At 59.1% G+C, this 20783-nt stretch carries 12 protein-coding genes and 1 tRNA gene; all 13 read right to left on the reverse strand.

Annotated features, from left to right (window positions below; all coding sequences use genetic code 11):
- Positions 1–397: 397 nt before the first annotated feature.
- Positions 398–1726, reverse strand: coding sequence for a BamA/TamA family outer membrane protein (locus ACN0X0_RS02025; protein ID WP_417263013.1), 1329 nt, complete (start codon positions 1724–1726; stop codon positions 398–400).
- A gap of 76 nt (positions 1727–1802) precedes the next feature.
- Positions 1803–2975 carry an HlyD family type I secretion periplasmic adaptor subunit gene (locus ACN0X0_RS02030; protein WP_417277804.1) on the reverse strand — a complete coding sequence of 391 codons (1173 nt, stop codon included), beginning with the start codon at positions 2973–2975 and terminating at the stop codon, positions 1803–1805.
- Positions 2972–5107, reverse strand: a complete 2136-nt coding sequence (locus tag ACN0X0_RS02035; RefSeq protein WP_417263015.1) for a type I secretion system permease/ATPase — start codon at positions 5105–5107, stop codon at positions 2972–2974. Before ACN0X0_RS02035 ends, ACN0X0_RS02030 begins: the two co-directional genes overlap by 4 nt.
- Positions 5108–5126: 19 nt before the next feature.
- Positions 5127–6302, reverse strand: coding sequence for a TolC family protein (locus ACN0X0_RS02040; RefSeq protein ID WP_417277805.1), 1176 nt, complete (start codon positions 6300–6302; stop codon positions 5127–5129).
- Positions 6303–6721: 419 nt separating this feature from the next.
- On the reverse strand, positions 6722–8230 hold the full coding sequence (locus tag ACN0X0_RS02045) for a hypothetical protein (RefSeq protein WP_417277806.1): 1509 nt from the start codon (positions 8228–8230) through the stop codon (positions 6722–6724).
- Between the two features lie 1027 nt (positions 8231–9257).
- Positions 9258–9347: transfer RNA gene (locus ACN0X0_RS02050), tRNA-Ser, on the reverse strand.
- A 131-nt stretch (positions 9348–9478) separates the two neighbouring features.
- Positions 9479–10231: an alanyl-tRNA editing protein gene (locus tag ACN0X0_RS02055; RefSeq protein WP_417277807.1), complete on the reverse strand. Its 753-nt coding sequence runs from the start codon at positions 10229–10231 to the stop codon at positions 9479–9481.
- Entirely contained in the window at positions 10228–12741 is a 2514-nt protein-coding gene (locus tag ACN0X0_RS02060) for a DUF3772 domain-containing protein (protein ID WP_417277808.1), read from the reverse strand. The genes ACN0X0_RS02055 and ACN0X0_RS02060 overlap by 4 nt, the downstream gene beginning before the upstream one ends.
- Entirely contained in the window at positions 12738–13784 is a 1047-nt protein-coding gene (locus tag ACN0X0_RS02065) for a cysteine synthase A (protein WP_417277809.1), read from the reverse strand. The genes ACN0X0_RS02060 and ACN0X0_RS02065 overlap by 4 nt, the downstream gene beginning before the upstream one ends.
- Before the next feature lie 157 nt (positions 13785–13941).
- The gene (locus ACN0X0_RS02070) at positions 13942–15303 is read right to left on the reverse strand and encodes a cytochrome P450 (RefSeq protein ID WP_417277810.1); all 1362 of its coding nucleotides are present in this window, start codon (positions 15301–15303) and stop codon (positions 13942–13944) included.
- Positions 15300–16520: a hypothetical protein gene (locus ACN0X0_RS02075; RefSeq protein WP_417277811.1), complete on the reverse strand. Its 1221-nt coding sequence runs from the start codon at positions 16518–16520 to the stop codon at positions 15300–15302. The genes ACN0X0_RS02070 and ACN0X0_RS02075 overlap by 4 nt, the downstream gene beginning before the upstream one ends.
- A gap of 60 nt (positions 16521–16580) precedes the next feature.
- On the reverse strand, positions 16581–17333 hold the full coding sequence (locus ACN0X0_RS02080) for a cytochrome c biogenesis CcdA family protein (protein WP_417263022.1): 753 nt from the start codon (positions 17331–17333) through the stop codon (positions 16581–16583).
- 159 nt (positions 17334–17492) lie between these two features.
- Positions 17493–20525: an Rne/Rng family ribonuclease gene (locus tag ACN0X0_RS02085; protein ID WP_417277812.1), complete on the reverse strand. Its 3033-nt coding sequence runs from the start codon at positions 20523–20525 to the stop codon at positions 17493–17495.
- Positions 20526–20783: the final 258 nt, after the last annotated feature.

Genomic DNA, 20783 nt, shown 5'->3' on the forward strand with positions numbered 1-20783 from the left:
TCACCCGAAGCACTTGCACCAAATCTCCATTCGCCCCTTTTTGCTGCGCCGTTTTCCGGTCCATTTTTGCAAAAAGCCGATCTTCCAGACTGCTCCGCTTATTGCCGCTTGCCTGTTGTCGTTTGAAAAGCATGAAATCACCAAACACCTAACCGGGACCAACTCCCGACATCTCGAATCGCGCCGCCCCTAAATCCTGAGGTCTTTGCATCGTCTTAAGATATGAGATAGCACGAACGGATATTTATACCTATACTTATTTTTAAAAAATAATCTTTAGTATGTATTTCAAAATCAATCTCGGGGAATTGCATAGTAAACAGGCGTTGGCTCCGGTAGGTGCCAACGCCCATCAAAAATCCATACATGACACCGACGAAACGATGTCAAAAATCGTTTAAAAACGTGTGCTTAAGCTCAGACCAAAAACCTGCTCTTCATCGCCATCCTCTTTCTCGATCGGCTTTGCGATGTAGAGAGAGATGGGGCTTGTTCCCACCTCAAAGGACAGCGATAGCCCCACGGAACTGCGCTGGTGGTAATCGTCGTCAATCGCCCCACCCTGCGTATCGTCCAAGCCCCAAGCCGCGCCCGTTTGCCAGAACACGCCTCCCACCACGGGCGCTTCGACGAGGGCTTCGAAATTGTGCTGGAACTCGACGGAAGACACCGCAAACTTGTTGCCACCAAGTCCTTCACCATTGTCACGCGGCCCAACCCCGCGCGGCGCAAAGCCGCGGAACATGTCGGCGCCGGGCGCAAAGCGGTCCAGAACCCGTGTGGCATTGCCCTGTTGCCCCGAAACCGTGCCTGCCTCGAGAGAGATCAACATACGTGACTGTGCCCCAAGCGGCACATAGGAGCGGGTTTCAAAGCGAAAATCGGACAATTCGTCATCCGTGCCGAGGTTCCAGAAATACTGGTCCATGCCGAGATTGTATTCCCAGGTGCCCCAGCCACGTTCGCCATCCTCAAAAGAGCTGTGATTGAGGCCCAGTCGCACATAGGGCGCCGCTATGCTGTCGGTCTCTTCCGCCAGCAAAAGCGCACTGGCGTCTGGCGCCACATCGAAAAGCCGGTAATCACGGTATCCCAGCCCCGCCTCAAGACGCGTTCTCGCAGTGAGTGTCCAGACCAGATAGGCTTCGATCTGAGCCGCCTCGCGCGAGAAAGAGCGGTCGTCGTAGGAGATCTCCTCCCACCCCGTGCGAAAGCCCAAATCAATGTCGTCGCCGATGACATCGACATGATAGAGACGCGCGATGGCCCGTTTGACTTCGGAATTATATTCCAGCCGCACCGAGCCGTAGGTGTCGGGCAAAAGGTTGTAGCGTTCAAAGAACAGCCCGCCGATCACCCCGTCTTGCGACGCGTAACTCAGGCTCCCCTCGATCCGCCCCGGCTGGGTGTTCAACTCCTGCACCTCGATGACAAGCGTCTCCCCCTCGGGATAAAGCACAACGCTCTCGAACACGCCGGTGGACATGAGACAATCCTCGATGGCGCGCAGTTCCAGCGAGAGATAGGGCACATTCGGCACCGCCCCGCAGGTCATTTGAATGTCCTGTTCCGGGATGAACTGCGCCCCGCGCACTTCGACGCGGGCAAAGCTTTGCACCGATTGGGTCCCAACCGATTGCGCAGCACCCACTGTCGCAATCAGTGCCAAAGCAGGAAAAAGAACCGCCGTGCGTCGCACGGCAGGAGCAAAGAGTGGCGGCAGCATAGGTGTCTTTCTCTTACATCTCATCAATTGTTTCAGCTCTGCGTCTGCGTTTCAGATGCCCCCACATCCAAAACGCTCACCGCAATCTTGCGCGCATCAGCGGACGGGTCAGATAGCTCAGAACCGACCGCTCTCCGCTTTCGATATCGACCTGCGCGACCATGCCGGGCCGGATCGCGAACTGCTCCCCAAAGCGTTCGAGATAGCTGGTCTCCGTGCGCACCATCACGCGGTAGAAATCTTGCGGGCCCTGCGGTGTGTCCTCTTCGACCGTGTCCTCGGAAATCTGCGTGACCACCCCGGCGAGATCGCCATAGGTCGCAAAATCATAGGCCGTGATCTTGACGCTCGCGGGCATGCCCGGCGCGACAAAAGCAACGTCTTGCGGCTTGACCTTGGTTTCGATCAAAAGCTGATCGTCCGTCGGCGTGATCTCCATGATCGGCTCACCGGGCTGCACCACGCCGCCCAGCGTGGTGATTTCGATGTTGTTGACACGGCCGGCCACGGGCGAGCGGATTTCCGTACGTTGGAATTCGTCCTGCTTCTGGATCAGGTCCTGCTGCAAAGTGGTCAGTTTGGCACGCCGTGCCGCGAGATCCTTGTAGGCGTCCTGCACATAGGCGTTGCGCACCTCGTTGATCTTGCCGTCAAGCTCCGCCTTCTGCTGACGCAACTGCAAAAGATCGATTTGACTCACGGCCCCGCCTGCGACAAGCGGACTGGTGATCTCAATCTGACGTTCAATGGTGCCGCGCTCCTCTTCCAGCGAAGCCAGTGAAGCTTCGAGCTTGGTGCGACGCGCTTCAAAGAGGCGCAATTCCGTCGCCTCTGTTTCATTCAGCGTTGGCCCAAACTCCAGATGCGGCTGCTCCAGAACCTCCGCCTCAAGGCGTTTAACCTCTGCCGCCAGTGCGGTGATCTCGGCCTGCGTCGAATTGAACGCCGTTTGCGAGCGCGTAGGGTCGAGACGTGCGATCAGCTGGCCTTCCTGGACGATGTCCCCCTCGCTCACATGCAGTTCCGAAAGAATGCCGCCCTCCAAACTTTGGATGGATTGCAAACGACGCAGCGGCACAACACGTCCGTCGCCTCGGGTGATCTCGTTGATCTGGGCCAGCGCGGCCCAACCGATTGCGATGACCAGTGACAGCACGACCGTCTGGATCACCAAGCGCGCGCGTTTCACGGTCTGCCTGCGATAGCTGCCGTCGATATGGCTCGTTGTGATCAGATCGGCGTTGCTCATTTCACGGCCTGTACCGGTTTGGACTGCGCCGAATTTGCCCGCGCCGTATTGAGGATCTGAAGCAGATCCCCATCCCGCGCCACACGCCCGTCCTTCAACACAATCGCCCGCTCGGTGAGACCGAGCAACTCGCGCTTGTGGGTGGAAATGATCGTCGTGCGGCCTTTGAGCCAGTCTTTGAGATAGGCGATCACCTTGGCTTCGGTCACATGGTCAAACGCTGAGGTCGGTTCATCGAGCAGCACCACTTTCGGGTCCTGCAACAAGACGCGCGCCAAGCCGATGGACTGTCGCTGACCGCCGGAGACATTGGCATTGCTTTGAATCTGAAGATCGAGCCCGCGCACGTGTTGGCGCACGAATTTGCCAAGTCCCACGGCATCGAGCGCGGTCAAAAGCTCTTCGTCGGAATGCAGCCCGTGATCGAGCAAAAGGTTCTCGCGCAGTGTGCCCTGAAACAAAGCGACGCTCTGCGGCAGATAGCCGATCTGACGCCGCCGGTCGATCGGATCGATCTGGCTCAAGGCAAGATTGTCCAACAGGACGCTCCCCGTTTGCGGATCGGTCAAACCGGCCAGCAAACGCAACAGCGTCGATTTCCCGGCCCCATTGCCACCCAAAAGAGAAATCCGCTCCCCGGCTTCGATTTTCAATTCAGGGATGGCCAAGACCGGCGGTGCCTCGGGATTGTGGCGAAACACCACGTCCTGAAGCTGGTAATCGCCCTGCATCATCTCTGCGCGCACGAAATGCCGATCCGAGGGGCGCTCGACCGGCATTTTCATGATCTCGTCGAGCCCTTCCATCGCGGCGCGCACATGTTGCCACTTGGCGAGAAGCCCGGCCACCTGCCCCATCGGAGACATGGCGCGGGTCGACAACAAGGTACAGGCGATGAGGCTACCGACGGTCAAATCACCGGCGCTGATCAGATAGACGCCGGCGATCACCACACCCGCATAAGCGAGGCGCTGAACCGCGCTGACCAGTTGCGTCATCAACGTCGTCAGATTGCGGGTCTTCACCGCCGTCGTCGCCATCGTCGCCGTCAGCTGTGCGTGCGCCCGCTGAAGCCGACCTTCGGCGCGCGCCGCTTTGACCGTCTCGAGATTGGTGATGGTTTCGAGCAAAAGCCCATTGAGCGCAGCCGCCTCGCGTGTGTTTTCCTTTGAGGCCCGTGCCAATCTCTTTTGCATCAGAATACCGGGCAAAACCGTCAGGATCACCCCGGCCAACACCACCAGTGCGACGGAGCCACCGATGAACCAGATCACGCCCAGGAAGATCAGCACGAAAGGCAGATCGCAAATGGCCGTCACGGTGCTCGACGTGAAGAACTCACGCACGACGCCGAAATCGCGGACTTGGTTTGCGAAGACGCCCGGTGAGGCGGGCTGGTTGACAAGGCGCATGTTCGCCACCTTGTCAAAAAGCTGCGCCGAGAGACGCAAATCCAGATCGCGCCCGGAGACATCGACCAAAGACGAGCGCATCAAGCGCAAGACCAGCTCAAGCACGATAGCGATGCCAACACCACTGGCCAGAATCCAAAGGGTGTCCATCGCATTGTTGGGCACCACGCGGTCATAGACCTGCATCGAAAACAGCGCGGTCGCGACGGCCAGAAGATTGGCCGCAAAGGACGCGATCATCACGTCGCTATAAATCCACCAATTTTCCCACAGCGGTCCAAGCAACCAATGCCCTCGCCCCGCCTTTTTGCCATCCAGACGGTCGGACACGATATCAAGCGGCTTTGAGATCAACAGCTTGCCATCGTGCAAGCGTTCAAGTTCTTCGAGGGTCCAAACGGCGCGACCGCCGCCGGACTCCGGCAGGACGACTTTGGCCCGATGGCCCGACATCTCTTCGAGGATCAGAGTGCGGCCGTCTTTCAGAAAGAGCAGAACCGGAAAACTATGTTCAGGCAGAGTGTCCAGCGCCTCGCGGCTGATCCGGCAGCTCATATTGGCACGTCGCAACGCCAAAGGCGCCATCTCCGGTGTCAACTGGCTCCCCGCCTCAAGCGGCAATCCTTCGGTCAACTGGGTGACCGAGCTGGACACCCCCTGCAACCGGCAAAGTTCCAGAAGGCCCAGGACAAGAGGATCGTGCGATACCGTATCTTTCATGCCAACGTCCGTTCCCTAATTACTGTATCACCGTGGTGACGGAGAGCATCGTGCCAAGCACTCCGAGTTCCTTGGCCGATTCATATTCCGTGCGTTTGCGTTCATCATATGTGTCAATCTCATCAAGCTGAGCGTCATAAAGATCACGCCCCGTCGTCAGCAGGTCGAGAATCTCACGTCGTCCCGCGACGAATTGCTCTTCGTAGGTGCTCAGAACTTTCTCGGACTCGCGAAGCTGCACCGCTTTGGAGCTTTCGCTCCGCCGCAAAAGGCTCAGCCGTTCCAGCGCACTGCTGGCCGTGTTCATGAGTTGACGTTCGACCCCATTGAGCGAGGCTTTCGCGCCTTCGACCTGAAGCTGGGCCATCTGAATCTGGCGCTGGCCAAAGCCGCGCGAATTCAGGTCCACACCTGCGGAAATCCCCAAGGCGGTTTGTGTCTCGCCGCCATTCAAATCGACGCGCCCCTGCGCCTGAAGATTGATCGTGGGAAACCGCTGCGCTTTCGCGGTGGTGATCCCCGCCTCAGCTTCGGCCACGGCGGCCCGGGCGGCGACATATTCCGGCGCGATGCGAATGGCCGCGCGGATTTTTTCGGAACTTCCGTAATGCTCCGAGAATCCGATCACGGGCGGCTTATTGACGCTCGGCACCGGCTGACCAATGAGGAATTCCAGTTGGGCCATGGCGATTTGACGATTGGCCAAAAGTTGCGACATCTGCTCGTCCGCCCGCGCAATCTCAAGGCGTGCACGCGCCACTTCGCTGTTGTCGCTGACGCCCGCACGGGCGCGATCCTGCGCCTGATCCGCCAAACGGCGCGCAAACGCCATATACTCTCTCGTATAGGCGATTTTGCGATCCAAAACCTCAACATCAAGAAAAAAGCCCGCAATCTCGAATGTCAGATCTTCGATCGCAACCTTCAGATCGGACACCGCCTGGACGCGGACCTGGGAGGCTTCTTCGATATCCGCTTTTGTCTTGCCCCAATCAAAGAGCACCTGCGTGACGCTCATGGTAAGCCCCGGACCATCACTATCTGTCGTGCTTGTGTCGCCGGAGAGGCTGATGGACGGGAAATAGGCATCGCGCGCCGCCTGAATATCGACGGTTTTCATCGCAACTTCTTGCCGCAACGCTTCGACGCCAGGATCGTTCACCGAAGCAACCAAGACCGCTTCCTGTAACGACATCTGCGCCCATGCGGCAGGTGCTGAGAAAACTGTCAGAACACAAGCGGATGCGATGAGGCCCTTTCGGACGCGTTTCCCAAGGGACCGCCCGAGCGTGCATGTGGCTGGCAAAAGTCTCCTGCTTTCCCGCCTCATCTGAGAATACTCACAGCCGTGGAGATAGGAAGTGAACCCAGAATTAGGGTCGGCCTCCGCATCGCTACAAAAGTTCTTAACATCATATCATTGCTATCGATTCTCTCCTGCAAAAGAGCGATCGACCCCCCCAGAACAAACGTTTGACGTAGCCACATCCACAAAAGCGGATATGACCTCCTTATTATGCACCCTAAAGGTGAAACATTAAGCCTTATAACACCTAAAGGTATATATTTGATACATCAATGATTGGGGTGAAAATTTCAACCCTAGTTTACAGATTACTGTGCGGCATCATCATGCGAGAACAATCCATCAAGGAGCGTATCCTCGACACTGATCGTATCAACAAGTGCCCCAGCCAAATCGCCAGTCTCACCGAGCAAGCCGCCAATGAGATCGCCGCTGTCTTCAGCCACGTCACCCAAAATCGCATCCAGAGCATCGCCGCCCGCCATGACATCCGAGTTCGAGGGGCCGAGGATTTCACTCAACAGGCTATCGACTTCACCATCCAGCGGCAGGCCAACATCGCCTGCCAAGAGCCCCTGATCGGCCAACGATCCTGTCAGACTGTCCTCGCCAACAAGACCGGCAAACAGATCGTCGAACCCGCCCAGAGCCACCTCTGGAACGTCGATGTCAAAGACATCTTCATCGCCCAACAGGCCCGTCAGCACGTCATCGACGCCATCCAGGATTGTGTCCGTCACGTCGTCGAGAACATCTCCAACATCCCCAGCGGACAAATCGAGGCCGATCAGCGTATCGAGGAAATCACCCTCTTCATCGCCACCGACACCATCTGCCTCACCCGCGACATCAGATCCGCCGCCCAGACCAAGCAACCCGCTGAGCAGGCCACCGTCCCCGACGAGATCTCCGATGATCGGCAAATCGCCGACCAGATCGTCCAAAAGGCCGCCCTCGCCAAACAGGTCATCGACAACGTCCGAAATGATTCCATCGTCGCCCAGCACGCCGTCGAGCACCCCGTCACCCAAAATCGGGTCAAGAATGCTGCTCAACACACCATCTTCGCCGACCAGCGCATCCATGAGATCATCGATCACACCGTCTTCGCCGAGCAAATCGGCCAAAAGAGACTCATCTCCGAGCAACTCCGTCAGCGCACTCCCCAAAAGCCCATCAGGGCCAAGAAGCGCCTCCAAAGCGTCAAGATCGAGCAAGCCGTCTTCACCGATCAAAGTGTCGAGCAGCGTCGCGACAAGGCTCTCATCCCCAAGGAGCGTATCGAGAATTCCGCCTTCGCCCAAAAGCGCGTCTAGGAGCGCATCGACAAGACCATCATCCCCAATGATGGGATCGAGAACATCCCCGAGGAGACCGCCGTCATCGTCATCGCCGTCGAAAAAATCAGCCTTGGGGGGATCATTGTAATCGCCCCCCAAGCGTGCCGCCGTTGCTTCATCGGCCTCCGCCAAAATCTCGACTGCCGCCGCATTTGCCGAACCTGCATCGGATGTCTGTGCGGTCCGCCCCGCTGCGGCAACGGCTCCAGACACAGCAACGTCAAATTCACCCAACACATCGTCGGCACCCTCATCCGCACCGACATCAGGCAATTCTTCATTGAGTTCGCCGTCCTCCGGCGCGTCTGTTTCAGCTTGAGCAATCTGGACGACGTCTTCCGACCCATCCTGTTCGGCGACCGCTTCTTCAGGCGTGCCAGCAAAGGCGCTGAGGCCCTCTGACATTCCCGCCTGCAAGGCCAAGCCCATACCAATAGCGGTGGCTGCCGCACCGTTCAGGCCGGTTTTCTGATTCACACGTTCTTGTTGGGATGCGCCCACAGGAAAAGGGTGCGCGACCTCATCTACAAGGCGCTGTACCGGCTTATCCTGATCATTTTTCGCCATTTTCTGACGCACTCCACACTTCAAAATTCAACACGACACCCGCAACATCCACATCGAACACAAGAGGCTTCGTCGACGTTACTTACTATTTTATACGACAGAGAGAAACCCATATCCAGCATTTTGTATATAAGGACATACCTAAGTAAAAAAACGACTTCCTGAACATGACAGCAAAACCTTAAAGCGATGTGACCTTGCTGAAACGCGATATCAACAACGTGAAAAAGAATTCTTAAAAGAGCCATATTATTACATAAACTCAGACAGCAAACCTCAGCTTTCTCAAACACGTAAGGTCACACCCCCTACAAAAACACCCCGAATACATACTTTAGTATTGAAGGCGAAATTGCGCGCAATTGCAGCCTCCCCACGTCACAATGCACAAACCGCACTGAACAACATAAGCGGCCAATGAGTGAAGCCAATACGAATCACGATGACCAGCCCCTGCCAACTGGTCCGTTTCCAGCGCTTGTGCATGACCGGCCTCACGTCCATCGGGAGGGTGTTTTCTTGTGCCAGAGGGCATGAACTCAACACTCTGGTGTTTGCTTTTGTCGCGCCTCCTCAGCGACATCAGGCACATTCGAGCGCGCCCCACTTGGGCAACATAACCGTCGTCAGAGCTTTCTGAACGATTGGCCGCTTGTACTCGGAAAAGACCCACCTCATCTGCTTGGCTTAATCCTGCCTTTTGACTGCATGACAGACTATCGATCCAGCTCGATAGACCAAAGCGATCCCAATGCCATCGCAGCACCCTACCAACGCCCTCCCCCATGTGGGACGACATCAAATGAACGGGTTGGAACGAAACATACGTGAGAAAAGCATTCAGCGAAGCCCCCTCAACGGGCCACGAATAACTCCCGCTAAAGAAAGGGGAAATTCCGCCAACACGTTGCAGCAAGCACAGGTTTTCTTAGGGTAATGGCGGAGAGGAAGGGATTCGAACCCTCGAGACGGTTCCCCGCCTACACACTTTCCAGGCGTGCGCCTTCGACCACTCGGCCACCTCTCCGCCGGCGTCTATAGTGGAGATCATGGGGGGGGTGCAACCCCCCGATTGTCAGAAAATGAATGTTTTTTGACGTTGACCGGGGCGCCCCGCGCCTGAACGACATTTTTTACCTTAAAAACAAAGCAATACACTCAATCCAGATGGATCGAGACGCGGCGATTGTCGCGGCCTTTTTTCTCAAGCTTGCCGATGCGGATGCGCCCGATTTCGGAGGTGCGCGCCACATGGGTGCCGCCACAGGGTTGCAGGTCGATCTGATCGCGTCCCAGCCCGATCCGGATCAACCGCACGCGGCCCTCAGTCTGGCCCAGCCCCATCGGCGGCATGACCGACATGGTCTTGACGATGGCCGGATTGGCAATCAACTCTTCGTCGGTGATCCAATCCTCGGTGACCACCAGATCACGCTCAATCAGGGCGTTGATCTCGCTCTCAAGCGCCTGTTTGTCCGCGATGGGCTCCGGCATCTGGAAATCCAACCGGCCTTTTTCCGCGCCAATCGCCCCGCCCGTCACCGGATAGGGCAAGACGACGGACAAAAGATGCAACGCGGTGTGGATGCGCATGTGATGATGCCTGCGCATCCAGTCGAGGCGCTGGGTCACCGTGGCGCCAATGGGCGGCAGGGGCGCGGGTTCGGCGGGGATCAGGACGATCTCATCGCGGGCGCCATTCGGCGCGCCTTTCACCGTCGTGGCAATCGTCAGGCCTGCTTTGGTGCCGCCCTCAGACCAATCCAGCCGCCCGCTGTCGCCGGGCTGGCCGCCGCCCGTGGGATAAAAGATCGTGCGATCCAACACCACGCCGCCCTCTGAGGTGTGGCGCAGCACCTTGGCCTCGGCCTCTTGCAGATAGGCGTCTTCGCGAAACAGGAGCGCGGTCATGTGCTGTCCCCATCGGCATCGCCCTCCGTATCCTGATCGAAATCCTCGTCCTCCAACATCCTTGGGTCGGCCTTGCTCGGCGGCTCATCCGCTGCACTTTTCCCAGTGCTCTGCCCAGTGCTTTGCCCTGTGCTTTGCGGTTTCTGACCCTCAGTCGCCTGAACCGCATCCCTCGCCGTCGGTTGTGGCGACAGAACCTCAGGATTGCGCAGCCAGATGTCGCGCTGAGCAAAGGGAATCTCGATGCCTTCCTCGGCAAAGCGTTTCGCGATCGCGTGGTTGATGTCGTTTTTCACCGCCACGATATAGGTCACGTCCCGCAGGATGGCGCGGATCTCGAACTCCAGTGCATCGGCCCCGAAATTCAGAAACAACACCTGCGGCGCCGGATTCATCGCCACCATCGGCTGGTCCTCGGCAATCTCGCGCAGGATCGCCTCGACCTTGCGCGTGTCGGTGCCGTAGGCCACGCCCACGGGCACGATCACCCGACCGATGAGATTGCCGCGCGTGTAGTTGGTCACCTGATTGGAAATCAGATCGGCGTTCGGCACGATCAGGTCGGTCTTGTCAAAGGTCTCGACCCGCGTCGAACGCACGGAAATATCGCGCACAAAGCCCATCTGGCCATTGCCGACATCGATCCAGTCGCCCTCGGAAATCGGCCGCTCGATCAACAGGATGATGCCGGAAACAAAGTTCTGCACGATGTTCTGAAGGCCGAAACCGATGCCCAGAGACAGCGCGCCCGCGACAATCGCCAGTGCCGACAGGTCGATCCCCGCAGAAACGATGGCGATGATCGCCGACAGGAACACACCAAGGTATCCGGCGCCCGCGATGATGGCGTTTTGGCCGCCCTTGTCGAGCTTGGTCTTCGGCAGAACGGTGCTTCTGAGTGCCGCTTTGAACAGCCGCGTCGCGCCAAGACCGATCATGAAGACGATGACAAAGGTCACAAAAACGCCGGGCGAAATGGTGACCCCGCCCAAGGACACGCCCTCGTTGATCTGCACCCACAGCTCCCAAAGCTGATCCTCGCGCATGCCCCAAATCAGCGCGAAGAATGGCAAGGACGCCACGGTGATCAGGAAGGAGGCAAAGACCGGAATGAGCGCATCCTTGGCGCCCTCCTGTTGGCGCGTGACCAAGGCGTAGAGATCGTAGCAAAGCTTTGAGAGCACCGCGACAAAGCCCATGAGGCCCAGCGAGCGCAACAGCGGAAAGACGATGCTCTTGGCCGCTTCCATATAGCCAGCCGCCGCCAGCAACACGGCCAGCACGGAAGCGATCAACACGACGCGCGCGATGGTTTGCAGGATCAGCGCGCCAAAGCCCTGACCTTCGACGGCACTCTCAGGATGCTCTTCATCCGAGGCGGAGATTTTCGCAGGCGCCAGAATCCGCGCCAGACGAAACAGCGCAACCCCCGCCACCAGCACCAGAGGAAAGCTCAGAACCGCCAGGGTCGCGGGCGTATAAGCATCGATCTCCGCCAGCTGAATCAGCACCTCGTTGAGCACCGACATGATGCCCGCCAAGGCGCCCATGGTCATCGCCTCGACGCGGCGCACCGCCCCCAGATCGAGGATCGGCTCCTCCACCCCCGTCGCATAGAACAGGCGTCCGGCAATCCAGCGCCAGAAGAAATACACCAGACCGATTTGCGGGATCGCGGCCATCACCACGGCGGCGCGCGGCCCCAAGGCGCCGGTCAGCGTCGCGGCGACCAGAATGGCGATCAGGCCGATCATCGGCATCAAAATTTGTAGCAAAGAGGCCAGAAACCCCGTGACGCCCTTGCCCGCATCCCCCGACACACGGGCGCGCACCCAATTGGTGAGGCTTTCCGACCAATGCCGCCCACGCATGATGAAAATCAGCGCCACCAAAAGCGACAGGCCGATCATCGCCCCATTGGTTTTCAGCGTGCTGCGCCCGGTTTGCGAGGCGGCATTTTCCACGATGGAGGTCCAGCCCGCGACACCCGTTTGCGCCAGAGCGCCAAAGGCGGCGGGCCAAAGCGTCGGATTGAGCGGGCTCGGACCCAGGCTCATCAGCTCATCGGCCTGACGTTCGGTCAGTGTCGCGTCAATTTCGGAAATCAGCCCGTTGGCACGGGTATAGGCCTCTTCGGCTGTCTTGATCGGCGCCTGCGCGCTTTCAAGTTGGCTGTTCAGTTCGCGACGCCGCTGGGTGATTTCGGCGCTTTCGCTTTCGCCCTCTGCGGGCGCGGCCCCCAGCGCGTCGATCTGCGCCTTGAGCGTCTCGATCCGGGTGGAATTCGCGCCCTCTGCGGAAAGGAAACTTTCACGCCACGTGACAAGCTCACCACGAAGCGTTTCAAGCGCGGCATTCGAGGTGTCACTTGCGGAGATTTGCTCTTCCGCAACGCGCGCCTCACTTTCCCATTGCTTGTAATCGGGCGTGGCACCCTCTTGGGCCGCTGCCGAAAGCGGCAGGGCCAAAAGGACTGTCAGGATGAATCGACGTAAAAACTGGCTGATCATGCCCCTTCATATACGTCAGGCAGCGCGCGCGGTCCACGGTCAAGCCATTCCGGCACGGGCAGTTGTTTTTCCTTGAGAAACTCGGGGTTAAACAATTTCGACTGGTAGCGCGTGCCGTAGTCGCACAGGATCGTTACAATGGTGTGACCCGGCCCCATCTCGCGCGCCATGCGCATCGCGCCCGCGACGTTGATGCCCGACGAGCCGCCGACGCAGAGGCCTTCGTGTTCCAACAGATCGAAGACGACGGGAAGCGCCTCTTCGTCCGGGATTTGATAGGCGAAATCCGGGGTGAAGCCTTCGAGGTTGGCGGTGATCCGCCCTTGCCCGATGCCTTCGGTGATCGAACCGCCCTCGGATTTCAGCTCGCCGGTTTTGTAGTAGCTATAGAGTGCCGCGCCCATCGGATCGGCGAGACCGATTTTCACGCCTTTGGGCTGAATCGCCATGCCGACCCCCGCGAAAGTGCCGCCCGAGCCCACCGCGCAGATAAAGCCATCGACCTTGCCGCCGGTCTGATCCCAGATCTCCGGGCCGGTGGTTTCGATATGCGCCTGACGGTTCGCCACATTGTCGAACTGATTGGCCCAGATCACGCCGTTCGGTTCGCTTTGTGCAAGTTTCGCGGCCAGACGCTCGGAATAACGCACGTAATTGTTCGGATTCTTATAGGGCGCAGCGGGCACCTGGACGAGTTCCGCGCCTGCGAGCCGGATCATGTCCTTTTTCTCCTGAGACTGCGTCTCCGGGATCACGATCACGGTGCGAAAGCCCAAAGCAGAGCCGACAAGCGCCAGACCGATGCCGGTGTTGCCCGCCGTGCCCTCGACAATCGTGCCGCCGGGTTTCAGCGTGCCTTTGGCCAAAGCATCCTGAATGATGAAGAGCGCCGCCCGGTCTTTGACCGACTGGCCGGGGTTCATGAATTCCGCCTTGCCGTAAATCTCACAGCCGGTCGCCTCCGACGGGCCTTTGAGCCGGATCAGGGGCGTGTTGCCGATGCTGTCGATCATATCGCGTTTCAGGGCAGAAGGAGCAGACATAGATATATCCTTTAAATCTCGCAGTCCCTGAATGTTTAGGACGTCCATTCCGCGAACTCAAGACAGCGCCAAAGAGACAGGGAGGCTGTTCCGGTTTTTCACAGGTTGCCGGAACGCGCGTTTGCCCGAACAGCTTACCCTGTGAGGATTTTCGCCCTCAAAAAGCGTCCTGCCGAGGCGTGAGTTTGAGCCAGATGCCGTCTTTCGAGCGCACCGTCAGATGCGCGACGGGCACGGGCGTCTTGTCCGCGACGGTTTCAATGCGGAACGCGCGCAGCAAAAGCGCCAGAAACAATGGCCCCTCGACCATGGCAAAGCCCGCCCCGGTACAGACCCTTGGCCCCGAGGAAAACGGGATGAAGGCGTCGCGCAGACAGGTCTTGCCGTTTTCGCTCTTGAACCGATCCGGGTCGAATTCATCAGGCCGTTCCCAAAAAATCTCATGCCGCCCGAGGTGCCAAGGCGAGAGCACGATCTGCGCCCCTTTCGGCACGTCGCGTTCGCGAAACCGCACCGGACATTTGGCTTCACGCACCATCATCGGCACTGGCGGATAGAGCCTGAGCGTTTCGCGGAACACATCTTTGGTAAACCGAAGTTTCGAGAGATCCGAAAATGTTGGCGCGTCCGGAAGGCTCAGCGCCTCCGCCGCGACACGGTCCTGAACCTCCGGGTTGGCCGCCAAAAGCCAAAGCGCCCAAGCCAGCGCCGTGGCCGAGGTCTCATGGCCTGCGAGGAAAAAAATCGCCACTTGATCGACCATCTCCTCGGTGTCAAAACGTTCTCCCGTCTGCGGATCGGCGGTGGTCATGATCTTCGTCGCCAGATCATCCGGCGCGGTCCCCGCCTCGATCTCCGCCATACGCTTGGCGGTCAGATCGGTGATCAGCCTGCGGATCGCCTTGGCGCCGTCGCGTGTTTTCTTGCGATGAAACCGTGGCAGCCATTTCGGCAGAGGGATGAAGGCGGCGATGTTGAGAATGGGCTGGGCGCGTTGATAGCCTTGGAACTCCTCAAAGACTTTCGAGGCGGTGTCATGGGTGATCGGGATCGAGAACAGCGTGCGGAAAATCACATCCGCCGCGCCTTCGGAAGCATAGGGTTCGATGTCGAGCGGGCCGTCTTGGTTTTGCAACCGCGCCACCATCTCCTGCCCTGCCCCAAGCATCGCCGGAAACGTATCCTTCAGCCGCCCGCCCTCAAAGGACGGGTCGATGATGCGGCGTTGCTTGAGCCAGGTTTCGCCGTTGGTCAGAAACACCGAATTGCCCAGAAGCGGACGCAGCCCCTCCGCCACGCGCCCCGATTTGGGGAAATTCATCGGCTCCTCATTGAGCACGCGCTTCACCAAAGAGGGCTGATTGACCAGAAAACTGCGGAAAAACGGCGTCTTATATTCCGCCATCCAAGCACGGTAAAGCTTGGCCGGTTGCGCAGACAGGATGTCTTTGCGGAACAGTTTGACGTAGTTGCGCAGGCTGGTTTTTTCCGGGCGCGGGGTCGGTTTTGGCGGGATCATGGCCTGTCCTCCGGCGCCATTTCGATAAATTTATTGGCCGGCGTGTCGATCCGCGAGGGGCTTGGCATCGCCTCCGCGAACCGCGTGGCCAGAGTTTTGCCGCCAGCGGTGATTTTGAAATAATCGTAGTCACCGGGCCGATCAAACGCACAGAGATACTGAAAATGCCGCCGGAAAAAGCGGCGTTTCATGGTGGCCTGTTTCTCGGGGCTGAGCGTCTGGGTGAAGGCGGCGGAGATCACCAGCGGCCATTTTTGCCCCTCAGGCGCCACGCCAGAAACCTTGATCGGATCGCAAAGCGCGAAAGAACACGGATCGCCCGGCGCCGTGACATCGAGCCAGAAAAGCTCAGGACGCGTCGAGAGATAGGCCAGATCGCGGCGCAGCACCTTGGCCTTCGGGAGGTAGGAGACCATCGGGACCACATGGCCAAGGGTCAGGAAGGACAGAACGGGGCCTGTCTCGGGCACCTCGCCCGCGCGGATCAGATCGGCCAGAATCGACACGCCCAAATGCGCGCCGGAGCTATGACCGACGAGCAAAACCTCGTCCCAATCCTGCGTGAGCGCCTTGGCAATCTCGGCGCGAAACGCGGCCATACGGGCCTCCAACATCGGCGGATTGCCACCCCGCCAGCGCGCCGAAAACCCGTAGTCATGCATCAGATAATAAGCGAACAGCTTGCCGTCTTTGGCCTTGAACCAACGCAAAAGCGCATAGCCCGCGATCAGGCCGAGACCCAAACCGATCCAAGCCGCCCCCATGAGACCCGCGCTCCAGGTGATCGCCCAGACCAGCAAGAGCGCGATCAGAAGCTGCGCGAGCAAAACGCCAATCGGGTAAAGCGCGGCAATGACCGGCCCGCGCCGAAGCTTCATCAGCCGAAACAGCGCACCGGTGGAGATGTAGATCCAAGCGGTGCGCAGGAGGATCAGATAGGTGCGGAAAATCCCCGCCTCCATACTGTCTTGCACGATGTCGGACCAAATGAGGACGTCGATCTCGCTCTGGGTCGTCGCGCCGTCGATCTCTCCACGGACGGACCAGCCAAAATTGCGGCCCTTTTTCGGGGCGAGATTGAGGGAATAGCCGGAGATCTCCGCCTGTGCGGCGCCTTCCTTGCGGTACAATTCGCGATACCGGCGCGGCGGAATGGGATCGTAGCCGGGGATGTAGAACACCCGCCGTCGTTTGACCTCTTGCACCCGCTCGCTCATACCGAAAACCTTTAACGTTTTCGGTAGACTAACGCGGGTTTCGGGCGAAATTAAGCCCCTTTAACCCAGTTGGCTCAGTGCAGGGAAAGTTTCCAAAAGCCAATACGACAGGCGCGAGAAAGCGCCGGTGACCATCAAAAGCCCCACGAACAACAAAAGCCCGCCCATGATTTTTTCAATAAGGCCCATATGGCGTTTGAGGCGGTTCATCAACCCAACCGCGCGGGTGATGAAAATCGCGGACAAGAGGAACGGCAGGCCGAGGCCAATGGCATAGGTTGCCAAAAGCGTGGTGCCGCGCGACACGGACCCCTCAGACGCCGCCATCGACAGGATCGCGCCCAGTTGCGGCCCGATGCAGGGCGTCCAGCCAAAAGCGAAAGCAAGGCCCAAAACGTAAGCGCCCAAAGCCGTACCGCCCTTGTCGCCCGCGTCCAGACGCGCTTCGCGGTCGAGGATCGGAATGCGGAAGACCGACAGGAAATGCAGGCCCAGAATGATGATCACCACGCCTGATATACGCGCGAAAAGCACCTGATTTTTCAGGAAAAACATGCCAAACGCTGAGGCCGTGAAGCCCATGAACAGGAACACAGTCGAGAGCCCCAGAACGAACATCAAGGCGGGCAGGATCGCCTTACGCGAGGCCTTGCCCCCCCCGGTGAGTTCGTTCATCGAAATCCCGGACATATAGGCCAGATAGGGCGGCACGATGGGCAGGACGCAGGGGCTTAGAAACGACACCATCCCCGCCGCAAGCGCGACGAACATGGAGGGCAGAAGCGTGGCGTCAAAGAGATCAATTCCGAACATGTTTTGCTCATGCCACAGGAAAGCGGTTCTGACCAGCGTCGTGACTGTCGCAGCGGCTCACATTCTCGTTTGAGAGCGCATCGGAGAGGTCGCAAAAAAACGGCCGGGACTGTGCCCGACCGTTTCATGTCTTTGCGAGTGTGCTTCAGAGGGCGTGCCTCAGCGGCTCCACCAGCCCCGGCGCTTCGGCTTGTCCGATTCCGGTTCAGCCTCCGCGTTGGCGGGCTGCTCAGTCACGGGTTCTGGCGTAGGCTCCGGCGCAGGCTCTGCGGCGGGTTCCGGCGCTTCCGCAACCTCCACAGATGCCTCTGCCACAGGCTCAGGGGCCGTCTCAACAACGGCTTCAACCGCGGGCACCTCGGTCACCGGCGTTTCCACAGCCTCAGGTGCGACCTCAGCAACAGTCTCAGGAGCTGCCTCTTGCGAAGCCACCTCAGGCGCGGCCTCAACAGCCGGTTGCTCTGCCGCCTCTGCCGCAGATTTTTCCGCTTCAGCAGCAGCTTTCGCAGCCTTGTCAGCCTCGATCTCCGCCTTGGTGCGACGCTTACGCTTCGGCTTCGGCGCCTCTTCTGCGGCGGCCTCGGCGCCCTCTGCGACAGGCTCCTCGACCTTTTTGCGACGCGTGCGGGTGCGCTTCGGCTTTTCTTCGACCGGAGCCTCTGCGGCCGCCTCCGTGGTCTCTTTGGCGGCCTCGGCCCCGTCCTCAGACGCCACCTCTTCGACCGGCTCGGCCTTTTTGCGGCGGCTGCGGGTGCGTTTCTTCGGGGCCTCTTCTGTCGGAGTGTCCTCAGACGTAGACGCGGCCTCAGCCTCTTGCGAAGCCTCCGGAGCCTCGGCGCCCTCGCCTTCAGAGGTTTCCCCCTCTTCGGCCCCAGCCTCGCCGTTTTCACCGTTTTCGTCACGCGACTTGCGACGACGACGACGACGACGGCGTTTCTTCGGCTTTTGATCCTCAGAGGTCTCATCCACTGTCTCAGCGGCCCCCTCTTCGGCCTCGTTCACCTCGTCCTCGACCTGATCCTCGACCTCATCGTCGTCGTAATCCGACATCAGATCGGCAGAGGCAGAGATCACCGTCGCGCTCACCTCCGGCACCACGCGGGTGGCGGTTTTGAATTTCTCAATGGAGAAGTCCGGCGAGATCAGGAAAGGATCGGCCTCGATGCGGATCGCCATGCCATAGCGCGCTTCGATCTGGGCAATCTTTTCGCGTTTCTGGTTCATCAGATAGTTGACGATGGCCACAGGCGCCTTCAGCAGCACTTCGCGGGACCGCTTGCGCGTGCCCTCTTCTTCGAGCTGGCGCAGGATGGACAGCGCCATATTGTCGTCGGAGCGGATCAGACCCGTGCCGTGACAATGTGGGCACGGCTGGGTCGTCGCCTCAAGCATGCCCGGACGCAGACGCTGACGCGACATTTCCAACAGGCCGAAACCGGAGATACGGCCCACCTGAATGCGCGCGCGGTCGGTTTTCAGTTTGTCTTTCAGACGCTTCTCGACCGCCGTGTTGTTGCGGCGCTCTTCCATGTCGATAAAGTCGATCACGATCAGACCGGCCAAGTCACGCAGACGCGCCTGACGTGCCACCTCTTCGGCGGCCTCCAGGTTGGTCTTGAGCGCGGTGTCTTCGATCGAGCCCTCTTTCGTGGCGCGGCCCGAGTTCACATCGACGGCGACCAAGGCTTCGGTCACGTCGATCACGATATAGCCGCCAGATTTGAGCTGCACGGTTGGGTTGAACATGCCCGCGAGGTAGCTTTCGACCTGATAACGGGCGAAGAGCGGCAGTTGATCGGCGTAGTGTTTCACGTTCTTGGCGTGGGACGGCATGATCATGCGCATGAAGTCCTTGGCCTCGCGATAGCCCATCTCGCCCTCGACAAAGACCTCGTCGATGTCCTTGTTGTAAAGGTCGCGGATCGAGCGTTTGATCAGATCGCCTTCCTCGTAAATCTTCGCCGGTGCGACAGATTTGAGGGTCAGTTCGCGGATCTGTTCCCACATCCGTTTGAGATAGTCGTAATCGCGTTTGATCTCCGTCTTGGTGCGCTGTGCACCCGCCGTGCGGATGATCAGACCGGCGCCCTGCGGCACTTCCAATTCGCCTGCGATCTCTTTGAGTTTCTTGCGGTCTGCGGCGTTGGTGATCTTGCGCGAAATGCCACCGCCACGTGCGGTGTTCGGCATCAGGACACAGTAGCGACCGGCCAGCGACAGGTAGGTGGTCAGCGCCGCGCCTTTGTTGCCGCGCTCTTCCTTGACGACCTGCACCAGCATGACCTGACGCACTTTGACGACTTCCTGGATTTTGTAGCGACGCGGACGCGGTTTGCGTTTCGGGCGCACTTCCTCGTCGGTGTCATCGTCGGCGATGCTTTCGATGGACTCGTCCTTGTCGGCAGCCGTCTCTGCATCGTCTTCATCAGAGTCGTCTTCATCGTCAGACTCGTCATCGGAGTCTGCGTCGTCTTGGGTCGCCTCGTCGTCAGATGCGCTCTCTTTCGCCGTTTCCGCCTCATCTTCCGGCTCTTCTACCGGCGTTTCCTGCACGGTGAACGCGGGCGATGTGCCCTCTTCGACCGAAGCCTCTGCGGTTTCGGCATCTTGAGCCGGCTCTTCTGCAACGTCGTCTGCAATCAGAGCATCGGCCTCGGAGGCCTCCGGCTCGATCACATCCATGCCAGAAACGGGACCAGAAACGGGGCCGGACACGGCGCGGGTGTCGGCCTCAGAGCCATCCTCTGCGGGCAGATCGACCTCTTTGGTCTCCACCGCATCCTCGCTCTTGAGCCCTTCCGCTTTCACGTCACCGGATTGGGTCTCATCGGATTTCGAGCGCGACCGCGTGCGGCGGCGACGAGAACGCTTGGGCTTGTCTTCTTCCTCTTCGAGCGCTTTGGCATAGGCCAGCTCTTCGGCCAGCAATGCCTCACGGTCCGCAACCGGGATTTGGTAGTAATCCGGGTGGATTTCCGAAAAGGCCAAAAAGCCGTGGCGGTTGCCGCCGTAATCCACGAAGGCCGCCTGCAAGGACGGCTCAACGCGCGTTACTTTTGCAAGGTAGATGTTGCCAGCGAGCTGGCGTTTGTTTTCCGATTCAAAGTCGAATTCCTCGACCTTGTTTCCGTCGACCACCACAACGCGGGTTTCCTCCGCGTGGGTGGCGTCGATGAGCATTTTCTTTGCCATTGAATTTGTCTTCCGGCACCCGGTACGGGCGCGCCCCTGTTGAAAGAGGCGGCGCGAGTTTGCGGGTGATGTTTTGGGGCGAGCGGATCGGCTAAGGCAGCGGTCGCAAACGAACAGCGGCCAAGGGCCCCCGTGTCTGCGTTTCTTCGTGCCTGTGCGCGTTGCATCGCGTTTCTTCTCCGGCGCATCGCGTGATCTCTGTCACTCTTGCGCCCATTTAAATCCCGCGCATCCTGATTAAAGGAGTGTCGGGACGGT

It is taken from the genome of Celeribacter sp. (assembly GCF_048270365.1).
Classification (GTDB): domain Bacteria; phylum Pseudomonadota; class Alphaproteobacteria; order Rhodobacterales; family Rhodobacteraceae; genus Celeribacter.